General features: G+C 72.2%; 20 protein-coding genes and 1 riboswitch. Of the genes, 8 read left to right on the top strand and 12 right to left on the bottom strand.

Features of this window, described 5'->3' with window-relative positions; all coding sequences use genetic code 11:
• Positions 1–10 precede the first annotated feature (10 nt).
• Complete coding sequence (locus OG349_RS26690) at positions 11–1540, top strand: phytoene desaturase family protein (protein WP_327237005.1); 1530 nt, start codon at positions 11–13, stop codon at positions 1538–1540.
• 24 nt (positions 1541–1564) lie between these two features.
• Here OG349_RS26690 and OG349_RS26685 read toward each other — a convergent pair whose 3' ends face one another.
• The 6 genes from OG349_RS26685 to OG349_RS26660 form a co-directional block, all read right to left on the bottom strand.
• Positions 1565–2500: a hypothetical protein gene (locus OG349_RS26685; RefSeq protein WP_327237004.1), complete on the bottom strand. Its 936-nt coding sequence runs from the start codon at positions 2498–2500 to the stop codon at positions 1565–1567.
• Positions 2501–2551: 51 nt separating this feature from the next.
• Positions 2552–3469, bottom strand: a complete 918-nt coding sequence (metF, locus tag OG349_RS26680; RefSeq protein ID WP_327237003.1) for a methylenetetrahydrofolate reductase [NAD(P)H] — start codon at positions 3467–3469, stop codon at positions 2552–2554.
• A 122-nt stretch (positions 3470–3591) separates the two neighbouring features.
• Positions 3592–4242 carry a thiamine phosphate synthase gene (gene thiE / locus OG349_RS26675; protein WP_442806424.1) on the bottom strand — a complete coding sequence of 217 codons (651 nt, stop codon included), beginning with the start codon at positions 4240–4242 and terminating at the stop codon, positions 3592–3594.
• A 146-nt stretch (positions 4243–4388) separates the two neighbouring features.
• Positions 4389–4754, bottom strand: coding sequence for an Rv2175c family DNA-binding protein (locus tag OG349_RS26670; protein WP_161308845.1), 366 nt, complete (start codon positions 4752–4754; stop codon positions 4389–4391).
• 78 nt (positions 4755–4832) lie between these two features.
• Positions 4833–5996, bottom strand: coding sequence for an NAD(P)/FAD-dependent oxidoreductase (locus OG349_RS26665; protein ID WP_442806423.1), 1164 nt, complete (start codon positions 5994–5996; stop codon positions 4833–4835).
• A gap of 66 nt (positions 5997–6062) precedes the next feature.
• Complete coding sequence (locus tag OG349_RS26660) at positions 6063–6422, bottom strand: hypothetical protein (RefSeq protein WP_327237000.1); 360 nt, start codon at positions 6420–6422, stop codon at positions 6063–6065.
• 50 nt (positions 6423–6472) lie between these two features.
• A riboswitch (TPP riboswitch) is annotated at positions 6473–6584 on the top strand.
• On the opposite strand from OG349_RS26660, the gene thiO reads away from it, so the two are divergent.
• The 5 genes from thiO to OG349_RS26635 all read left to right on the top strand — a co-directional run bounded on the left by thiO (position 6582) and on the right by OG349_RS26635 (position 12474).
• Positions 6582–7775, top strand: a complete 1194-nt coding sequence (thiO, locus tag OG349_RS26655) for a glycine oxidase ThiO (protein WP_327236999.1) — start codon at positions 6582–6584, stop codon at positions 7773–7775. Its footprint overlaps the riboswitch before it by 3 nt.
• Positions 7772–8008 carry a sulfur carrier protein ThiS gene (gene thiS / locus OG349_RS26650; protein WP_327236998.1) on the top strand — a complete coding sequence of 79 codons (237 nt, stop codon included), beginning with the start codon at positions 7772–7774 and terminating at the stop codon, positions 8006–8008. The genes thiO and thiS overlap by 4 nt, the downstream gene beginning before the upstream one ends.
• Positions 8009–8010: 2 nt before the next feature.
• On the top strand, positions 8011–8808 hold the full coding sequence (locus tag OG349_RS26645) for a thiazole synthase (RefSeq protein ID WP_327236997.1): 798 nt from the start codon (positions 8011–8013) through the stop codon (positions 8806–8808).
• A gap of 858 nt (positions 8809–9666) precedes the next feature.
• Positions 9667–11613, top strand: a complete 1947-nt coding sequence (gene pknB, locus OG349_RS26640; protein WP_327236996.1) for a Stk1 family PASTA domain-containing Ser/Thr kinase — start codon at positions 9667–9669, stop codon at positions 11611–11613.
• Between the two features lie 6 nt (positions 11614–11619).
• On the top strand, positions 11620–12474 hold the full coding sequence (locus OG349_RS26635; protein ID WP_327236995.1) for a deoxyribonuclease IV: 855 nt from the start codon (positions 11620–11622) through the stop codon (positions 12472–12474).
• Positions 12475–12507: 33 nt separating this feature from the next.
• Here the strand turns inward: OG349_RS26635 and OG349_RS26630 are convergent, their stop codons facing one another.
• Entirely contained in the window at positions 12508–13137 is a 630-nt protein-coding gene (locus tag OG349_RS26630; protein ID WP_327236994.1) for a sulfite oxidase-like oxidoreductase, read from the bottom strand.
• A 155-nt stretch (positions 13138–13292) separates the two neighbouring features.
• On the opposite strand from OG349_RS26630, the gene bfr reads away from it, so the two are divergent.
• Positions 13293–13772, top strand: a complete 480-nt coding sequence (bfr, locus tag OG349_RS26625) for a bacterioferritin (protein WP_161308610.1) — start codon at positions 13293–13295, stop codon at positions 13770–13772.
• A 3-nt stretch (positions 13773–13775) separates the two neighbouring features.
• On the opposite strand, the gene OG349_RS26620 is transcribed toward bfr, so the two are convergent.
• A complete protein-coding gene (locus tag OG349_RS26620) occupies positions 13776–14081 on the bottom strand; it encodes a (2Fe-2S)-binding protein (protein WP_327236993.1) in 306 nt (101 codons plus the stop codon).
• Positions 14082–14248: 167 nt separating this feature from the next.
• The gene (locus tag OG349_RS26615) at positions 14249–15601 is read right to left on the bottom strand and encodes a class II 3-deoxy-7-phosphoheptulonate synthase (RefSeq protein ID WP_327236992.1); all 1353 of its coding nucleotides are present in this window, start codon (positions 15599–15601) and stop codon (positions 14249–14251) included.
• A 263-nt stretch (positions 15602–15864) separates the two neighbouring features.
• On the opposite strand from OG349_RS26615, the gene OG349_RS26610 reads away from it, so the two are divergent.
• The gene (locus OG349_RS26610) at positions 15865–17781 is read left to right on the top strand and encodes an anthranilate synthase family protein (RefSeq protein ID WP_327236991.1); all 1917 of its coding nucleotides are present in this window, start codon (positions 15865–15867) and stop codon (positions 17779–17781) included.
• A 53-nt stretch (positions 17782–17834) separates the two neighbouring features.
• On the opposite strand, the gene OG349_RS26605 is transcribed toward OG349_RS26610, so the two are convergent.
• The 3 genes from OG349_RS26605 to OG349_RS26595 are packed head-to-tail and all read right to left on the bottom strand — an operon-like array spanning position 17835 to position 20473.
• Entirely contained in the window at positions 17835–18509 is a 675-nt protein-coding gene (locus tag OG349_RS26605) for a response regulator transcription factor (protein WP_327238736.1), read from the bottom strand.
• A gap of 8 nt (positions 18510–18517) precedes the next feature.
• Positions 18518–19717 carry a MacS family sensor histidine kinase gene (gene macS, locus OG349_RS26600; protein WP_327236990.1) on the bottom strand — a complete coding sequence of 400 codons (1200 nt, stop codon included), beginning with the start codon at positions 19715–19717 and terminating at the stop codon, positions 18518–18520.
• 42 nt (positions 19718–19759) lie between these two features.
• A complete protein-coding gene (locus tag OG349_RS26595; RefSeq protein ID WP_327236989.1) occupies positions 19760–20473 on the bottom strand; it encodes a lysophospholipid acyltransferase family protein in 714 nt (237 codons plus the stop codon).
• Positions 20474–20575: the final 102 nt, after the last annotated feature.

The raw sequence follows: 20575 nt of genomic DNA, 5'->3' as shown, positions 1-20575 counted from the left end.
AGTCCCTGGCATGGCACGGATTGTGGTGATCGGCGCGGGCATGGGCGCCATGGCGGCGGCGGCCCGGCTGGCCGTGGCGGGCCACCGGGTGACGGTGTACGAACGCGCGGCGACGTACGGCGGGTCGGTCGGCCGGTTCGCGCGCGCGGGTTTCGTCTTCGACACCGGGCCGGGGCTGCTGCATCTGCCGGCGGTGTACCGCGACCTGTTCGTCAAGACCGGCAAGGAGCCGCTGGAGGCGTGCGTCGAGCTGCGGCAGGTGGACCCGGCGGCCCGGCACGTCTTCGCCGACGGTACGGACGTCCTGCTGCCCGACGCGTCACGGGCCGGGGTCGTCTCCGCCCTCGACGCGGCGCTGGGCGGGGGCGCCGGGGAGCGCTGGGGGGAGTTCCTCGGACGGGCCAGGGACACCTGGGACCGGTCCAGGAGGCCGCTGTTGGAGGAGCCGTTGCCCGCCGACCGGGGGCCGCTCGCGCACGATCCGTATCCGGCGGTACGGCAGAGACGGCTGCTGCGCGGCGCGCGCCGGGCCGGGACGGTCGCGCAGACCGGCGCCTGGGAGCTGGCCGACCCCCGCCTCGCCGCCCTGCTGGACGGGTACGCGCTGTCGTACGGCCTCGATCCGCGGCGCGCCCCGGCGAGCGCGGCTGTGCTGCCGTATCTGGAGCAGACCTTCGGCAGCTGGTATGTGGGCGGCGGGATGAGGGAGTTGGCGCGGGCGGTGTACGAACGGTGCCTGGCGCGCCGGGTGGAGTTCGTCTTCGGGACCGGGGTGACCAGGATCGTGGAGAAGGACGGCGCGGCCACGGGCGTCGAGTTGGCGGACGGCACGGTCGTGGCGGCGGACCGGGTGGTGGCGGGTGTCGCGCCGGGTCCGCTCGCCGGGCGGGAGGTCCGGGAGGCGGGCGACGTACGGCCGGAGGGGCGGGACGTGCGACCGGGGGGCAGGGACGCCTCCCTGGCGCCCGGGCGGTTCACGGTGCTGCTGGCGCTGCGGGGCGGGCGGCCCGGGGACGCCGCGCACCGGACGGTGGTGCACTCCCCCGACGGCGCCGCCGAGACGGCCGATCTCTTCGCCGGGCGCCCGGCGGCGCGGCCCACGGTCACGGTGCTGCGTCCCGACGACCCGGCGACGCGGCCCGACGCGGACCACGAGGCGGTGACGGTCACGGCGACCGTCGCCGCGCAGGGCCCGGTCGACTGGACGGACGCCGGGCTGCGGGAGCGGTACGCGGACGCGCTGGTCACGGCGGCGGAGGCGGCCGTGCCCGGGCTGGCCGGGCGGGTGGAGTGGCGCGAGATACGGACGCCCGCCGACACGGCGGAGCAGACGGGGGCGGCGGGCGGTTCTGTACCGGCACCCGCGCTGGCCGGGGCGGACGGGCACTTCCTGTATCCGGCGAACAGCACCGCGCTGACCGGGCTCCACCGGGCGGGCGGCTGGGCGCATCCCGGGGGCGGCCTCGCTCACGCGGGCATGTCCGGCGCGCTGGTCGCCGGGCTGATCGTGGAGGGGGCGGACTTCCGCGGCTCGCGGTAGCCGGTCCGTACCGGTACGAGCCGGTCAGTACCGGTACTGCTGCTCGTTGTTGTTGTAGCCGGGGTCGTAGCCGTAGTCGCGCGGCTCCTCCTGCGGCATCGGCGGGACCTGCTGGTCGCCCTCGCGCTGCTGCGGGACCCACACCCCGCCGGGCGGGGTGTCGGCGCTGTACTGCTGCTGGGCGGCGTAGGGGTCCGCGTACTGCTGCTGGCCGCCGTAGCTGTCGTACGCCCCCTGCTGCTGACCGCCGCCGTCGGACGTGCCGATGTACGGGTCGGAGTAGGCCGCGTACGGCTGGTCGGTGCCGTAGCCGTACTGCGCGTAGGCGTCCTGACCCACGCCCTGGCCGACGCCCTGGCCGGTGTCCTGCGCCGCGTAGACGCCCTGGCCGGTGCCGTACGCGTTCGGGTCGGCGTACGGGTCCTGCGCCGCGTACGGCTGCTCCGGCGCGGCCTGCCCGTACCCGGCGAAGGCGTCGAACGCCTCGCCGTACGGGTTCTGCTGGGCCTGGTCGTCCTTGTAGACGCCGTACTGCCCAGTGTCGTCGGGGAGCGGCTGCGGTTCGTACACCGCCCCCATCGTCGCCGTCATCGCGGCGTCCAGGGCGGGCACGGCCATGGCCGGTTCGTACTCCAGGTCCGAGACCTGGAGCGTGGGCTCCTGCTCGCCCCCGCCGACCGCCCTGCGCCGGCGGCTGGCTCCCGGGCTGCCGCCCAGCGCCCAGCCCGTCGAGAAGCCTCGGCGGAAGGAGAGCGTCACATACGCCTGCCCGACGGCGAACGCGATCGCGCCGAGCGCGATGACGAAGACGGACGGCATCAGGACACCCAGCACCACACCCATGAACCCGGTGAAGGCGAGAAGTCGCCAGCGCAGCCGCGCCTTGTACTGGAGCAGCACCTCACCCAGCAGCCACAGCGCCACGATTCCGAATGCGATGTAGAGGACCGTCCAGCCCATGCCCGCCCCTCTCCTGCGGCCACCACCCCGGGACAGGGCGGCCACGGCCGGTCACGACTGCTCGCGCAGTCCGAGATTCTCGTAGATTTCGAGCGTCGCCGTGGAGTTGTTGAGTGTAATGAAGTGCAGTCCGGGGACGCCCTCGGCGAGCAGTCCCGCGCAGAACTCCGTCGCGAACTCGATGCCAATGGAGCGTACAGCGGCCGCATCGTCCTTGACGGCGAGGATCCGCTCTTTCAGCGCCGACGGGACGGCCGCGGTGCTGAGCTGGGGCAGCCGCTCCAGCATCCGCACGCTCGTGACCGGCATGATTTCCGGAATGATCGGAGTTGCGCAACCGGCGGACTCGACCCGGTCACGAAGGTGGAGATATCCGTCAGGTTCGAAGAACATCTGCGTGATCGCGTAGTCGGCGCCGGCCCGGCACTTGTCCACGAAGTGGCGGATGTCCGTGTCCCAGTCGGACGACCGCGGGTGCATCTCGGGGAAGGCCGCGACCCCGACGCAGAAGTCTCCCGACTCCTTGATCAGGCGCACCAGTTCCGCCGCGTACCGCACGCCCTGCGGGTGCTTGACCCACTCGCCCATGGGGTCGCCGGGCGGGTCGCCCCGTACGGCGAGGATGTTGCGGATCCCCGCGTCGGCGTACTGCCCGATCATGTTGCGCAGTTCGGCGACGGACTGGCCGACGGCCGTGAGGTGGGCGACCGGGGTGAGGGTGGTGTCGGCCGCGATCTGCTCGGTGGCCTTCACCGTGCCGGCCCGGGTGGAGCCGCCCGCGCCGTACGTCACCGACACGAAGCTGGGGGCCACCGCCTCGACCCGGCGCAGCGCGTTCCAGAGGTTCCGCTCGCCCTTCTCGGTCTTGGGCGCCCAGAACTCGAACGAATAGGTGGTCTCGCCCGCGGCGAGCAGTTCACGCACGGTCGGTGCGTGATCTGTTCTGGTCGAAGGTGTACCGAAGGCCATACGTGCAGGTTATCGAGGGTGTGGCGGTCTCCCAAGCGAGCGGGGGGCATTTGACCGGTTTGCCGGTCCCCGGTCCACGCCTCGGACACCCGGGAGGCCGCTCGCGGGGGACGAGCCGCCGGTCAGCGGGACCGCTCACGCACCCGCTCGGCGAGCGAGGCCGTCGCCGCCGCCGGGTCGTCGGCCTCCGTGATCGCCCGTACGACCACCACCCGGCGGGCGCCCGCGTCCAGCACCTGGTCGAGGTTGCCCGCGTCGATGCCGCCGATCGCGAACCAGGGGCGGCCGGTGGCCAGGGCGGCCGTGTACCGCACGAGGTCGAGGCCGGGCGCGTGGCGGCCCGGCTTGGTCGGGGTGGGCCAGCACGGACCCGTACAGAAGTAGTCCACCCCCGGCTCCGCCACCGCCGCGTCGACCTCCGCCTCCGCGTGGGTGGACCTGCCGATCAGCGGCGCCTCGCCGAGAAGGGCGCGGGCGGCGGGGACCGGGAGGTCACCCTGGCCCAGGTGCAGCACGTCGGAGCCGATGGCGTGGGCCACGTCGGCGCGGTCGTTCACCGCCAGCAGGACGCCGTGGCGCCGGCTCGCCTCGGCGAAGACCTGGAGGTGTTCCAGTTCCTCGGCCGCCTCCATGCCCTTGTCGCGCAGCTGCACGATGTCCACGCCGGACGCCAGGACGGCGTCGAGGAACTCGGGGAGGTCCCCCTGCTTCCTGCGGGCGTCCGTGCAGAGGTAGAGCCGGGCGTCGGACAGCGCGGTACGTACCGCGGTCATGTCTGTGGGCATGAAGGATCCCCCCGTCGGTTCGCGGGGGACAGCGGTACGGGACCGCGAGGGCGGTGCCGTACCGCCGCGCGCCGCGTGCGGTGCTGTGGTTCAGCCGGTCCAGCCGATTCAGCCGATTCAGCCGGTCGGACGGTTCAGACGGCGAGCGCCTGGGCCCGGCGCTTCACCTCCGTGCCGCGATTCTCGCTGAGCGCCTGCGCGGGCGTGCCCGGCAGGGTGGGGTCGGAGGTGAAGAGCCACTCCAGCATCTCTTCGTCGGTCCAGCCGTCGTCCCTCAGGAGCGTCAGGGTCCCGGCGAGACCCTTGACGACCTTGCCGCCGTCGATGAAGGCGGCGGGCACCTGGAGCGCGCGGTTCTCACCGCGGCGGACGGCGATCAGCTGGCCTTCCTTCACCAGCTGCCGCACCCGCGTCACCTCGACATCGAACAATTCGGCGATATCGGGCAGGTGGAGCCAGGCAGGGACGAGAGCATCGATCTTTGCGTCAATCTCGGTCACGAGGACAAGCGTGCCATCCCGGACGGGCGGACGGTAGTTGGGTTGCCCCGGCCGAGGGGGGACGCGTTCCCCGCCCGCTCAGAGGACGGCCTTCTTCAAGGGGATCGCGGGATCCGCCAGCCGGTGGGGGTCCAGGCGGGTGGCGGTTTCCAGCAGTTTCCTGGCCTGGGCCAGGTCCCGGGGCCGGCCCACCGCCAGCAGGGCCACCAGCGCGCCCTCCCGCAGCCACGCCACCGACCACGCCGCCTCCGCCGGGTCGCCGCGCCACACCAGGGTGTCGGCGGACGCGTGGTGGCCCGCGTACTGCACGAAGCGGCCGAACTGCTCCGACCAGAAGTACGGCACCGGGTCGTAGACCCCTTCGGTCTCCCCGATGATCCGGGCGGCGACGGTACGGGGGCCCTGGAGCGCGTTGTCCCAGTGGTGGACGAGCAGCCGCGCGCCGTACCGGGCCGAGGGGAAGGAGGCGCAGTCGCCCACCGCGTACACCCCGGGCAGCGACGTCCTGAGCCGTTCGTCCGCCGTGACGGACCCGTCCGGGCCCAGCTCCACGCCCGAGCCCGCCAGCCAGCCCGTCGCGGGCCGCGCCCCGATGCCCACGACCACCGCGCCCGCCGGCAGCCGCCGGCCGTCCGCGAGGACCACCGCGCCCGGCTCGACGGACGCCACGCGCGCGTCGGTCAGCAGTGCGGCGCCGCTCTCCGCGTACCAGCCGGCCATCGGCGCGGCCACCTCCGCCGGGAGGACACCCGCGAGCGGCCGGTCCGCCGCCTCCACGACCGTCACGGCGCACCCCGCCTCCCGCGCGGCCGTCGCGAACTCCGCGCCGATCCAGCCCGCGCCCACGACCACCACGTCGTCCTGCCGCCCCAGCACCGGCCGCAGCCGCTCGGCGTCGTCCAGCGTGCGCAGCAGATGCACGCCCGGGACGTCCTCCGTGCCGGGCAGCCTGACCGGCTCCGCGCCGGTCGCGACGACCAGCACGTCGTACGGCACAGGACCGTCCGCCGTGTCGAGTTCCCGTACGTCCGGCCGCAGCCCGGTCACGGCGAGACCGAGCCGCAGGTCGACGGAGAGCGCCGCGAAGTCGAGGTCGAAGGACGACCCGTCGGCCTGGCCGAGCAGGACCGCCTTGGAGAGCGGCGGCCGGTCGTACGGCGGATGCGGCTCCGCGCCGATCAGGGTGATCCGGTCGCGGAAGCCGCCCTCGCGCAGGGCGACCGCGGTCTGCACCCCCGCCATCCCGGCCCCGACGATGACGACGTGCCGCTCTTCCGGGTGTCTCCGCTGCTCGCTCACCCGATCACCTTAGAGAACGGACGGACCATCAGAAGGCAGCTCCTCCACCACGCTCGTCCCGCTGCCCTCCCGCGACTCCCACTCCCACGTCTCCTCCAGCCGGACCCTGCCGTCCGGCAGGTCCACCACCAGGGAGACGCAGTGCCCGGAGGACGTCCCGCCGTCCCTCCTGAGCTGTACGTAACGGAAGTCCAGCCGGTCCCCGTCACGGGTCCCCACCAGATGGCCCCGCTCCACGTCACCGCCCTCGTAGGCGGCCCAGATCCGGCCGTCCCGCTCGCCGTACGTGAAGCGCGTGCGGGTACCCACCTGACCCGGCGCCTGGTCGGCGACGGGGGCCAGGACAAGACCGTCCAGCGAACGGGCCACGGTGATTGCTCCCTTACCGGGCGGAGGACAGGGCGTTAGTCTGGCGGGTGACACTACCTCGCGGGAGCCCGGACGCACCGGGCTGAGAGGGAGGCTGACGGCCTCCGACCGTACGAACCTGATCCGGGTCATGCCGGCGAAGGGAGGGGCTGGACGCCCATGCAGTCGTCCCATACGGGTCAGCACCCCGAAACCCACACCTCCGACGTCCTGGTGGTCGGAGGCGGCATCATCGGCCTGGTCACGGCGTGGCGGGCCGCGCAGCGCGGACTCCGTACCGCCGTCGCCGACCCCGAACCGGGCGGCGGGGCCGCGCAGGTCGCGGCGGGCATGCTGGCCGCCGTCACCGAACTCCACTACGGCGAGGAGACGCTCCTCGGGCTCAACCTCGCCTCCGCCGCGCGCTACCCCGCCTTCGTCGCCGAGCTGGAGGCGGCGAGCGGCCAGGACACCGGCTACCGGACCTGCGGCACGCTCGCCGTGGCCCTCGACGCCGACGACCGCGCGCATCTGCGCGAACTGCACGGCTTCCAGCGGCGTTCCGGGCTCTCCTCGGAGTGGCTCTCCGGCCGCGAGTGCCGGCGGCTGGAGCCGATGCTCGCGCCCGGCGTACGCGGGGGCCTGCGGGTCGACGGCGACCACCAGATCGATCCCCGCCGGCTCGCGGCGGCGCTGGTGACGGCGTGCGAACGGGCCGGGGTGGTCTTCCACCGCGCCTTCGCGAGCCGCCTCACCGTCGTACGGGACCGGGCGACCGGCGTCGTCCTGGCCGACGGCCGCGTCCTCTCCGCCGGCCAGACGGTCCTGGCGGGCGGGAGTCTCAGCGGGAAGCTGGCGGGTCTGCCGACCGATGTCGTACCGCCGGTACGGCCCGTGAAGGGCCAGGTCCTGCGGCTCACGGTGCCCCGGCCGTACGCGCCGTTCCTGTCCAGGTCCCTGCGGGCCGTCGTACGCGGCAGCCACGTCTATCTCGTGCCGCGCGAGAACGGCGAACTCGTCGTCGGCGCGACCAGCGAGGAACAGGGCTGGGACACCACGGTCACGGCGGGCGGGGTGTACGAGCTGCTCCGTGACGCGCACGAATTGGTGCCGGGCATCACCGAACTGCCCTTCACCGAGGCGAGCGCCGGGCTGCGGCCGGGTTCGCCCGACAACGCGCCCCTGCTCGGGCCCACCGCCCTCCCCGGCCTCCACCTGGCCACCGGCCACTACCGCAACGGGGTCCTCCTCACCCCCGTCACCGGGGACGCGATGGCCGACGTGCTGACCACCGGCGAACTCCCCGAGGTCGCGCGCCCCTTCACCCCCCGCCGCTTCTCCCCCGCCCCGGTACGTCAGGAGCAGCTCGCATGACCGACACCGTGAACGCTTCCGCGACCCTCACCATCTCCGTCTCCGTGAACGGCGAGCCCCGCGCGGTCGGCGCGGGCACCACGCTCGACGTGCTGGTCGCGACGCTGACCCCCGCGCCCTCGGGTGTCGCCGCCGCCGTCAACGAGACGGTCGTCCCGCGCTCCCGCTGGTCCGGCACCCTCCTGCGCGACGCCGACCGGGTGGAAGTCCTCACCGCCGTCCAGGGAGGCTGACCATGGCCGACGACCGGCTTGTCATCGGCGACACCGTCCTCGACTCCCGCCTGATCATGGGTACGGGGGGTGCGCCCAGCCTCGACGTCCTGCGCAGGTCCCTGATCGCCTCGGGCACCGAACTCACCACCGTCGCGATGCGGCGCCTCGACCCGACCGTGCAAGGGTCCGTGCTGTCCCTCCTCGAATCCCTGGGGATCCGGGCCCTGCCCAACACGGCGGGGTGCTTCACCGCCGGGGAGGCGGTCCTGACCGCGCGGCTCGCCCGCGAGGCGCTGGGCACGGACTGGATCAAACTGGAGGTCGTCGCGGACGAACGCACGCTGCTGCCCGATCCGATCGAGCTGCTCGACGCGGCGGAGACGCTGGTCGACGACGGCTTCACGGTCCTGCCGTACACGAACGACGACCCCGTGCTGGCCCGCAAGCTGGAGGACGTGGGGTGCGCGGCGATCATGCCGTTGGGGTCGCCCATCGGGTCCGGCCTGGGCATCCGCAACCCGCACAACTTCCAGCTCATCGTGGAACACGCGAACGTCCCGGTGATCCTGGACGCGGGCGCGGGCACGGCGTCCGACGCCTCGCTGGCGATGGAGCTGGGGTGTGCGGCGGTGATGCTGGCGTCCGCGGTGACGCGGGCGCGGGAGCCGGAGCTGATGGCTTCCGCGATGCGGTACGCGGTGGCGGGGGGCCGGTTGGCCTTCCGGGCGGGCCGAATCCCCCGCCGCCGGTTCGCCCGTGCGTCCTCGCCCTCGGAGGGCGTCGCCACACTCGACCCGGAGCGGCCGGCGTTCACGTAGCCGTTTCGCCCGGTGACCGGTTGCGCTTACTGATGTCCTCAATCGCCGGACGGGCTGGGTGTGTCGTGGTGACGGGGGGCGGGGCCTGCGGAGGTACGTATGTCCGGACTGCATGTTTTACGGCGCCTCAGGAACCCCGGACATTCACGGTAGCCATGCGCCACAAAACACGCTTTACGTCCGGACACACGCACCTCCTCCGACCCCACCCCCCTCACGCCGAGGGTGAGCTCAACGACCCCGCCGGCCCGGGGAGCCTCGCCTCTGCCCGGTGGACGGTGCCGCTTACTGATGTCCTCAATCGCCGGACGGGCTGGAGTGTGCCCCTGCCCGGGGCGCGGGCGCGGCTTACCGATGTCCTCAAACGCCGGACAGGCTGGAGTGTGCCCCTGCCCGGTACGCGAGCGCGGCTTACCGATGTCCTCAAACGCCGGACGGGCTGGACGCTGCCCCCGGTGTTCTCCAAGGCCGGAGCGGGCCGGGGTTGTCTTGAACGCGGGCGTGGAAGGGGGACGGGCAGGGGTCGTGTCCGGAACGTAAAGCGTGTTTTGTGTCGCGTGGCGAACCCGAATAAAACAAGGTCCTGAACGCGACGTAAAACATGCAGTGCAGGACACGACCCCTGCCCGGCCCCCGGCAACAACCCGCACCCAGCCCACCGGGGCCGCAGCGGGCACAACCCAGCCCGTCCGGCGATTGAGGACAATCAGTAACCCGCACCCGCCCGCACCGGGCAGACGCACAAACAAAGCCCGTCCGGCGACTGAGGACAACACGGACGCGCGCCGCGCGTCACAGGTGCGCTGCAAGAAGACCGCGCCCCGGCGCACCCACACCCCCGGCTCGTACACTCGCACCGTGGACACGACCCTTCAGGACCCCCTCGTCGGGCACCTGCTCGACGGCCGGTACCGCGTCGACGCGCGCATCGCGGTGGGCGGCATGGCCACCGTCTACCGCGCGTTCGACACCCGGCTCGACCGGGTCCTGGCCCTCAAGGTGATGCACCCGGCGCTCGCCGGAGACGTCGCCTTCGTGGAGCGGTTCATCCGCGAGGCCAAGTCCGTCGCCCGCCTCGCGCACCCCAACGTCGTCGCCGTCTTCGACCAGGGTGCCCAGGGCGCGTACGTCTACCTCGCGATGGAGTACGTCCAGGGCTGCACCCTGCGCGACGTCCTGCGCGAGCGCGGCGCGCTCCGGCCCCGGGCCGCGCTGGACATCCTGGAGCCCGTGCTCGCCGCGCTCGGCGCCGCCCACCGCGCCGGGTTCGTGCACCGGGACATGAAGCCGGAGAACGTCCTCATAGGGGACGACGGCCGCGTCAAGGTCGCGGACTTCGGGCTCGTACGGGTCCTGGGCGACGTCACCAACACCACGGGCACGGTCCTCGGCACGGTGTCGTACCTCGCGCCCGAGCAGATCGAGCACGGCACCTCCGACACCCGCGTCGACGTGTACGCCTGCGGGGTCGTCCTCCACGAGATGCTGACCGGCGGCAAGCCGCACGCCGGTGACACCCCGGCGCAGGTGCTGTACCTGCACCTCAACGAGGACGTGCCCGCCCCGTCCACCGCCGTGCCGGGCCTCGCCGTCGAGCTGGACGGAATCGTCGCGGCGGCCACGGCCCGTGACCCCGGCCACCGCCCGTACGACGCCGTCGCGCTGCTCGCCCTGGCCCGGGAGGCCCGCTGCCGGCTGAGCGACGCCCAGCTGGACGCCGTACCGCCGAAGGCCAAGCCCGTCCCGGACGGCGGTGCCGAGGGGCGTACGGCGGTGATCCCGCGCGTGCTGCCTCCCGAGGAGCCACCGCGCGCCAACCGGCGGAAGCCCGACGGAGTCCACCGCACCAGCCGGCTGGAGATGGCGCCCCCGGACCTCCCTCACGCGCCACCTCGCGGCGCGGCCCGCGCCACCCGCCCGCCCCGCCGGGGCGTCATCGCCGCGCTCGTCGCCGTGCTGCTCGTCCTGGGCGTCGGCACAGGCGTCTGGTACATCAATTCAGGCCAGTTCACCCGCGTGCCTTCCCTCCTCGGGCAGACCGAGCAGGAGGCGAAGAAGCGGCTGGCCGACGCCGGCCTGGACGTGAAGGTCGGGAACGACTTCAGCGACACCTTCGAGCGCGGCACGGTCATGGGCAGCGACCCGGACTCCCGCGCGCGGGTCCGCGGCGGCGGTCCTGTGACCATCGTCGTCTCGCGCGGCCCGGAGGTCGTGAAGGTCCCCGACCTGGAGGGCTCGACACTCGCCGAGGCGAGGCGGGTGCTCAGGCAGGCCGGCCTGGCCGCCGGTGTGGTGACCCGGTCGTTCGACGACACCGTCGAGCAGGGCGCCGTGATCCGTACGGACCCCGCCTCCGGGGCCGAGGTGCGGCCCGACTCGGGGATCAGGCTCGTCGTGAGCAAGGGCGGCCCGGTCGAGGTGGAGGACGTGACGGGCGAGACCGAGGAGGACGCCACCGCCCGGCTCACGGACGCCGGCCTCAAGGTGCGTATCGCTCCCGGGCGCGTGAACTCGTCGGAGGACGCCGGTTCCGTAGCCCGGCAGTCCGTCGCGGAGGGCACCGAGCTGGCCCGGGGCGACACGGTCACGCTGACCCTCTCCAAGGGGCCCCGGGAAGTGACGGTGCCCGACGTCACGGGCCAGAAGCTCGACGAGGCCGAGAACGCCCTGGAGGACGCCGGCTTCGAGGTCAGCGTCGACCGGAGCTTCCCGTTCCTGGACGACACCGTCTCCGAGCAGTCCGTCGAGGGCGGCGGCACCGCCCCCGAGGGCAGCACGATCACCATCAAGACCAAGGGACTCTGAACACCGATGCGCAACCCTGTCGGCGGCCACGTACCGGTGGCCGGCGGCCTCGCCACGACCGGTCTGGCCTACGCCCGCGAGTTGGGCGCGGAGGCCGTCCAGGTCTTCGCGGCCAATCCGCGCGGCTGGGCGACGCCCGCCGGGAACCCGGCGCAGGACGAACAGTTCCGCGGCGAGTGCGCCGCCGGGGAGATCCCGGCGTACGTCCATGCCCCGTACCTGATCAACTTCGGCTCGCACACGGAGGCGACGGCCGACCGGTCCGTGGACTCACTGCGCCACAGCCTGCGCCGGGCCCGCGAGATCGGCGCGCTGGGGGTGGTCGTGCACACCGGCTCCGCGACCGGCGGCCGCTCCCGCGAAGTGGCGCTCGCGCAGGTACGGGAGCGGATGCTGCCGCTGCTCGACGAGCTGACCGAGGACGACGACCCGTTCCTGCTGCTGGAGTCGACCGCGGGTCAGGGGTTCTCGCTCTGCTCCAGGACGTGGGACTTCGGTCCGTACTTCGAGGCGCTGGACTCCCACCCCAAGCTGGGGATCTGTCTGGACACCTGCCACATCTTCGCGGCGGGCCACGACCTCGCGGAGCCGGACGGGACACACCGGACCCTGGACCTGCTGGTGGAGACGGTCGGGGCCGGGCGGCTCAAGCTGATCCACGCCAACGACTCCAAGGACGTGGCGGGCGCGCACAAGGACCGCCACGAGAACATCGGTACGGGCCACATCGGCGAGGACCCGTTCCGCGCGCTGTTCACGCATCCGGCGACCGAGGGCGTACCCCTGGTGATCGAGACACCGGGCGGCAAGGAGGGGCACGCGGCGGACGTGGCGCTGCTGAAGAAGCTCCGCGACGAGTAGGACGGGCGGGTAGGACGGGCCCGCGGACACGCCCTACAGCTCCGGGCCCTCTCCCGGGCCCTCCTGGTACGAGTAGCGCTGCTCCGCCCAAGGGTCGCCGACATTGTGATAGCCGCGCTCCTCCCAGAAGCCGCGGCGGTCGGCGGTCATGTATTCCACGCCCCGGACCCATTTGGGCCCTTTCCACGCATACAGCTGCGGTACGACGAGGCGCAGCGGAAATCCGTGCTCGGCCGTGAGCAGTTCGCCGTCCTTATGGGTGGCGAAAATCGTGCGGTCGGCGGCGAAGTCGGCGAGTCGCAGATTGGCACTGAAGCCGTATTCGGCCCAGACCATCACATGGGTGACGCCGGGGGCGGGCGGGACCAGTTCCAGGACGGTACGGGCGGGCACTCCGCCCCATTCGGCCCCCACCATGCTGAACTTCGTCACACAGTGCAGATCACCGATCACCGTGGAGAACGGAAGCGCGGAGAATTCCTCGTGATTCCAGCAGCGTTTGCCGCCGTCGAGCGTGGCGCCGAAGACCCGGAATTCCCAGCGTTCCGGCCGGAAGCGGGGGACGGGGCCGTAGTGGGTGACCGGCCAGCCGCGCTGGAGGCGCTGACCTGGTGGAAGTTCGGCCTGATCCGGCTCTTGACGTTCCCGGTTCGGCTGCCCCATACCTTCCATGGTGACAGACCGGAAGGGGTGGTCATGACCAGGTCTCGGCGGATTCGGGCAACTGGTAGTAAGCATGCACTTACTGGACGCCTCCCGGTGGCAGTGCGAGGATTCCCGCATTCCTGCCCGTCACCCGCCTGGAAGGAGCCGCCGCGATGCAGGGCGACCCCGAGGTCCTCGAATTCCTCAACGAGCAGCTGACCGCGGAACTGACCGCGATCAATCAGTACTTCCTGCACGCCAAGATGCAGGAGAACTTCGGCTGGACGAAGCTCGCGAAGTACACGCGCGCCGAGTCGTTCGACGAGATGAAGCACGCCGAGCTGCTCACCGACCGGATTCTTTTCCTGGACGGCCTGCCGAACTACCAGCGGCTGTTCCATGTCCGGGTGGGGCAGACGGTCACGGAGATGTTCCAGGCGGACCGTGAGGTCGAGGTGGAGGCGATCGACCGCCTCAAGCGCGGGATCGACGTCATGCGCCAGAAGGCGGACCACACGTCCAAGCGGATCTTCGAGTCGATCCTGGCGGACGAGGAGCACCACATCGACTATCTCGACACTCAGCTCGCGCTGGTCGAGAAGCTCGGTGAGCCGCTGTATCTCGCCCAGGTCATCGAGCAGCCGGACAGCTGACCCTCAGGCCGCCGGTACGGATCCGGCGTGCGCGGCTTCCGTGAAGACGGATTCCACGAGAGCGGATTCCGTGAGAGTGGATTCCGTGAGGACGGCTTCCGCCCGTACGGGTTCCTTGAGCAGCTCGCGGCGGGGGCACACCGCTCCCCGGCCGAGGAGGGACTGGATCCGGCGCACGCACGAACCGCAGTCGGTGCCGGCCTTGCTGGCCGAGGCGATCTGGCGCGGGGTGCAGGCGCCGCTGTCCGCGTGCTCCCTGACCTGCTTCTCGGTGATGCCGAAACACGAGCACACGTACACGCGGTTCACCTCCGGCGGGAAACAGTGGGGCAATGGCGGCGGGCGGTCACCCCGACCGTCCCGGTGAGGCAAACCTAACCTTACCCGCCACCGCCCGCACGCAAAAGTCCCGGAACGGACGATGGGGCGCGGATCACATCGATCCGCGCCCCCTCGTCCGTTCCTGTCGCCTACCGCTACTGCGCCCGGTACATCTCCGCCACGAGGAACGCGAGGTCCAGCGACTGGCTGCGGTTGAGCCGCGGGTCGCACGCGGTCTCGTAGCGCTGGTGCAGGTCGTCCACGAAGATCTCGTCGCCGCCGCCCACGCACTCCGTGACGTCGTCGCCCGTCAGCTCCACGTGGATGCCGCCCGGGTGGGTGCCGAGGCCCTTGTGCACCTCGAAGAAGCCCTTGACCTCGTCCAGCACGTCGTCGAAGCGCCGGGTCTTGTGCCCGGAGGCCGCCTCGAAGGTGTTGCCGTGCATCGGGTCGGTCACCCAGGCCACGGTCGCGCCGGAGGCGGTGACCTTCTGGACCAGCTCGGGAAGCTTGTCCCTGACCTTGTCCGCGCCCATCCGGACGATGAAGGTCAGCCGGCCCGGCTGGCGGTCCGGGTCGAGGCGGTCGACGTACGCGAGCGCGTCGTCCACCGTCGTCGTCGGGCCCAGCTTGACGCCGATGGGGTTACGGATCCTCGAAGCGAACTCGATGTGCGCGCCGTCCAGCTGGCGGGTGCGCTCACCGACCCAGACCATGTGGCCCGAGACGTCGTACAGCTCGCCCGTCCGGGAGTCGACGCGGGTCAGCGCCGACTCGTAGTCCAGCAGCAGGGCCTCGTGCGAGGAGTAGAACTCGACCGTGCGGAACTCCGCCGGGTCGGTCCCCGCCGCCTTCATGAAGTTCAGCGCGTTGTCGATCTCGCGCGCGAGCTGCTCGTAACGCTGCCCGGAGGGCGAGGACTTCACGAAGTCCTGGTTCCAGGCGTGCACCTGGCGCAGGTCGGCGTAACCGCCGGTGGTGAAGGCGCGGACCAGGTTGAGCGTCGCCGCGGAGGCGTTGTACATCCGCTTGAGCCGCTCCGGGTCCGGGATCCGGGACTTCTCGTCGAAGGCGAAGCCGTTGACGGAGTCGCCCCGGTACGTGGGCAGGGTCACGCCACCCCGGGTCTCGGTGTCCTTGGAGCGCGGCTTCGAGTACTGCCCGGCGATCCGTCCGACCTTGACCACCGGCACGGACGCCGCGTACGTGAGGATCGCGCCCATCTGGAGGAGGGTCTTGAGCTTGCCGCGGATGTGATCGGCGGAGACACCGTCGAAGGCCTCGGCGCAGTCGCCACCCTGGAGCAGGAACGCCTCGCCCTTGGCGACGGCGGCCATCCGGGCGCGCAGCTGGTCGCACTCGCCGGCGAAGACGAGCGGGGGGTACGACTCCAGCTCGGCCACCACTCCGCGCAGGGCTTCCCGGTCCGGATACACCGGCTGCTGGGCAGCGGGAAGATCTTTCCAGGTCGGCACTTGGGTCGGGGGGTTCTGAGCGTTCACTGTCACGCGTTCAGATTACGTGGTCGCGGCCTGTGCCACGGCCGATGCTCAGAGTATGGAATGCCACACACTTCCGGGGCGGTCGATGCGCTAAGGTGCCGTCCATGTTCGCGCACGCACAGCAGACCTGGTGGTGGACCGCTCACTCGGCGGCCCACTGATTCAGCGCGCGACACGAATCGAGAAGGCCGCCCGAGGGGCGGCCTTCGGTGTTTCCGGGTCTTCTCGGGAAGCGGGCCGTTCCTCCCCACCCGGAAGGAACACCGCCCATGACCGCCACCCCGACCGCCGCCCTCCTCGGCCGGCTCCTGGACCCCGCCTCCCCGCCCTTCGCCCTGCTCCGCCGCCGCACGCCGGGCCGTGACCACGACGTGGTGGAGCTGCTGATCGGGCCGGTGCACGAGGCCGCGCGCCTCGCCGACCTGCCGGACGGGGAGCGCCCCGCGCTCGCGCTGGTGCCGTTCCGGCAGATCAGGGAACGCGGCTTCGACGTACGGGACGACGGGACGCCCCTGGCCGTGCTGGTCGCGGACGAGCGGTACGAACTGCCGTTGGACGAGGTGCTCGACCTGCTGCCGGGGCACGCCGTACGGGTCGAGGGCGGCGCCTTCGACCTGGACGACGAGCGGTACGCGCGGATCGTACGCAAGGTCGTCGAGGACGAGATCGGCAGTGGCGAGGGCGCGAACTTCGTCATCCGCAGAACATTCGGGGGGCGGATCCCCGGCTTCGGCCGCGCCGACGCCCTCGCCCTGTTCCGGCGGCTGCTCGCCGGGGAGCGGGGCGCGTACTGGACCTTCGTCGTGCACACCGGGGAGCGCACGCTCGTGGGAGCCAGCCCGGAGGTGCATGTGCGGATGAGCGGCGGGACGGTCGTGATGAACCCGATCAGCGGCACGTTCCGCTACCCGCCCGGGGGACCGACGGCGGAGGGCCTGCTCGGCTTCCTGGGCGACCGCAAGGAGACCGAGGAGCTGTCCATGGTCGTGGACGAGGAGCTGAAGATGATGTGCACCGTCGGCGACCGGGGCGGGGTGGTGATCGGGCCGCGGCTCAAGGAGATGGCCCATCTCGCCCACACCGAGTACGAGTTGCGCGGGCGGTCCTCGCTGGACGTGCGCGAGGTGCTCAGGGAGACCATGTTCGCCGCGACCGTGACCGGGTCGCCGGTGCAGAACGCCTGCCGGGTCATCGAACGCCACGAGGTGGGCGGGCGCGGCTACTACGCGGGCGCGCTCGCCCTGATCGGCCGGGACGCGGGCGGGGCGCAGACGCTCGACTCCCCCATCCTGATCCGTACCGCCGACATCGACCGCGACGGCGGGCTGCGGGTGCCGGTCGGCGCCACGCTCGTACGGCACTCGGACCCGGCGGGCGAGGTGGCGGAGACGCACGCCAAGGCGGCGGGCGTGCTGGCGGCCCTGGGGGTGCGGCCCGGCAGGCCGCGGACCGCCCCGGAAGGCCCGCGCCTCGCGGACGACCCGAGGGTGCGGGCGGCGCTGGACGCCCGGCGCGCGGACCTCGCGCCGTTCTGGCTGAAGATGCGGACCGCGCCGGGCTCCCTGGCCGGCCACGCGCTGGTCGTGGACGGCGAGGACACCTTCACCGCGATGCTCGCGTACGTCCTGCGCTCCTCGGGCCTGGAGGTGACCGTACGGCGCTACGACGAGCCGGGCCTGCGGGCGGCGGTGGGGGCGCACCCCGGGCCGGTGGTGCTGGGGCCGGGTCCCGGCGATCCGGCGGACGCCGCCGACCCGAAGATGGGCCTGCTGCGCGGACTGGCCGCCGCGTTGCTCCGCGACCGGCGGCACGGGCTGCTCGGGATCTGCCTCGGCCATGAGCTGATCGCGGCCGAGCTGGGTCTGGAGACCGTACGCAAGCGGGTCCCCCATCAGGGCGCGCAGACCGGCATCGACCTGTTCGGCCGGGCGGAGACGGTCGGCTTCTACAACAGCTTCACGGCGGCCTGCGACGACACGGCGGCGGCCGAACTGGCGGCGCACGGCATCGAGGTGAGCCGCGGGGACGGGAACGGTGACGCGGCGGACGGTGAGGTGCACGCGCTGCGCGGCCCCGGGTTCGCGTCCGTGCAGTTCCACCCGGAGTCGGTGCTGACCCTGAACGGGCCGGAGATCGTACGGGAGTTGCTCGCCGGGGCGATGAGCGGCGCCCGCGCCCGGGTGTGAGGCGGACGTCCGGACCCGGGGCCCGGGGCCCCGGGTCCGGCCGGACGTCCGGCTCAGACGTCGTCGAGGCCGCGTTCGATGGCGTACCGGACCAGTTCGACGCGGTTGTGCAGTTGCAGCTTGCCCAGGGTGTTCTGGACGTGGTTCTGCACGGTGCGGTGCGAGATGACCAGCCGCTCGGCGATCTGCTTGTACGACAGCCCCTTGGCGACCAGCCGCAGCACCTCGGTCTCCCGGTCGGTGAGCTGGGGGGCCTTCGGCTCGTCCGGGGCGGCGGGCAGGGGCTCGGAGGCGAGCCTGCGGTACTCCCCGAGGACCAGCCCGGCGAGACCGGGGGTGAAGACCGGGTCTCCGGCGGCGGTCCTGCGGACGGCGTCGACCAGCTCCTCCGTACTGGCCGACTTGAGCAGGTAGCCGGTGGCGCCGGACTTGACCGCCTCCAGCACGTCGGCGTGCTCGCCGCTGGCGGAGAGCACCAGGACCCGCAGGCCCGGCTGGAGGCCGACCAGCTCCTTGCAGACCTGGACGCCGGGCATGCCGGGCAGATTGAGGTCGAGGACGAGGACCTGCGGGGCGGTGGCCCTCGCCCGGCGCACGGCCTGCGGGCCGTCCCCGGCCGTGGCGATCACCTCGAACCCCGCCGCGTCCAGGTCCCGGGCGACGGCGTCGCGCCACATCGGGTGGTCGTCGACGACCATCACCCTGATCGGTCCCGCCGTCCCCGTCATGTCCGTGCTCATCGCTCCGCCTTCCCCCGTGGAACCCTCAACTCGACTTCCGTGCCCTGCCCCGGGACGGAGATCAGCTCCGCCGTACCGCCCAGGTCCCGCAGCCTCCCACGGATGGACAGCGCGACTCCGAGGCGGCCCTCGCCCTCCGCCTGCGCGAGCCGGCCCTCCGGGATGCCGGGGCCGTCGTCCCGTACGGTCACGATCACCTCGTCCGGATCCTCCTCGACCAGGATCCAGGCGCGGGCGTCCGCGCCCGCGTGCCGGCCCACGTTGTCCAGGGCGGCGCCGACGGCGGCGGCCAGCTCCCTCGCGGCGGCGGGCGCCAGCAGGACGGGGGCGCCGGGCTCGGCGAAGGTGACCTTCGAGCCCGTGTACGGCGCGAGGAGCGAGCGCAGGTCGCACGGCTCCTGTACGTCGCCGAGGGCCGCGCCGGCCACTGCGCCGGGGTACGCGCCGGCCGCTCCTTCGCGGGCCGTGGGGACGAGCCCGCTGGAGACCAGGGTCCGCAGGGCGACCTCCTGCTCCCCCGCCATCCTGCCCAGTTCGGCCGCCTCGCCCCCCAGGGCCGTACCGCGCCGCTGCACCATCGCCAGCACCTGGAGGACGCTGTCGTGGATGTCACGGGCCAGCCGTTCGCGCTCGCGGGTCGCGGCCTCGATCTCCAGGGCGCGGGCGAGGATGCGTTCGGAGGCGCGGGCCACCTCCACGATGTAGCCGATCGCGATCGAGGCGATCCACACCAGCAGCACGTTGTGGAACGTGTCCCTGCTGGGGTGGGCCCGCTCGATGAGGTTGGCGACGGCGACGAAGGTGGAGGCGAGCGCCGCCCACCGCCAGCCGCCCTTGATCGCGAACGCGAGGACGGAACCGGCCGCCCATATCGTCGGCAGGGTGGGGCCGTCGACCTGCTGCGCCTGCTCGTCGGCGAGCGGGGTGAGCAGGATCCCGACCACCGCGACGGTGAGATCCGCGCCCAGGAACCGCTTGGTGCAGCTCGCGGCGTTCGCCACCCGGGGCAGGGTCGCGGCGGTCCAGACGGCGAGGAACGCGAGGAAGACGATCGCGACCCACGGGCGTTCGAACTTGTCGCGCTCGAACACGAACAGAAAGATCGCGTAGACGGCGGTCAGCACCCGGTAGCCGGTCAGTGCCCGCCACAGCGGCTGCTCGACCGACATCCGTACGACACGCTCACGCTTCACCACGGCCCCGCCCCCCGTTCCGCGGCCCCCCGGCCACGCCCGCCGTCACTCGCCGGACAGGCTTTTTTCCTTCGCCGCCTCGGCCAACTGCCGCTTCGCGGCGGTCGCGTAGACGTCCACGTACTCCTGACCGGACAACTTCATGATTTCGTACATGACCTCGTCCGTCACCGAGCGCAGGATGAACCGGTCACCCTCCATGCCCTGGTACCGGCTGAAGTCCAGCGGCTTGCCGATCCTGATGCCCGGCCGCATCAGCTTGGGCACCACCTTGCCGGGCGGCTGGATCTTCTCCGTGTCGATCATCGCGACGGGGATGACCGGCGCGCCGCTGGCGAGCGCCACCCGGGCCAGGCCGCCGGGCTTGCCCCGGTAGAGCCGGCCGTCGGGCGAGCGGGTGCCCTCGGGGTAGATGCCGAACAGCTCGCCCTTGGCCAGGACGTCGACGCCGCTCTTGATCGCCGCCTCACCCGCCCCGCGCGCCCCGGAGCGGTCCACCGGCAACTGTCCGACGCCCTTGAAGAAGGCCGCCGTCAACGTGCCCTTGATGCCGGGCGTGGTGAAGTACTCGGCCTTCGCGATGAAGGTCACCTTGCGGTCGAGAACGGCCGGAAGGAAGAAGGAGTCCGAGAACGAGAGATGGTTGCTCGCGAGGATCGCGGGCCCTTCGGCGGGAACGTTCTCGATGCCCTCCACCCAGGGCCTGAAGGCGAGCTTCAGCGACCCTCCGACGGAGAACTTCATTGCACCGTAGATCAACTCGGATGCCTCCTGTGTGCTGTCCGACTGACCTTAACGCGTGGGCGTCCCGCACTCTCCTTCCTGGGGGCCGAACGCACCTGGTCGGTGTCGGTCCGGTCG

It is taken from the genome of Streptomyces sp. NBC_01317 (assembly GCF_035961655.1).
Lineage (GTDB): Bacteria > Actinomycetota > Actinomycetes > Streptomycetales > Streptomycetaceae > Streptomyces.
This window is presented reverse-complemented; position numbering and strand designations above follow the sequence as displayed.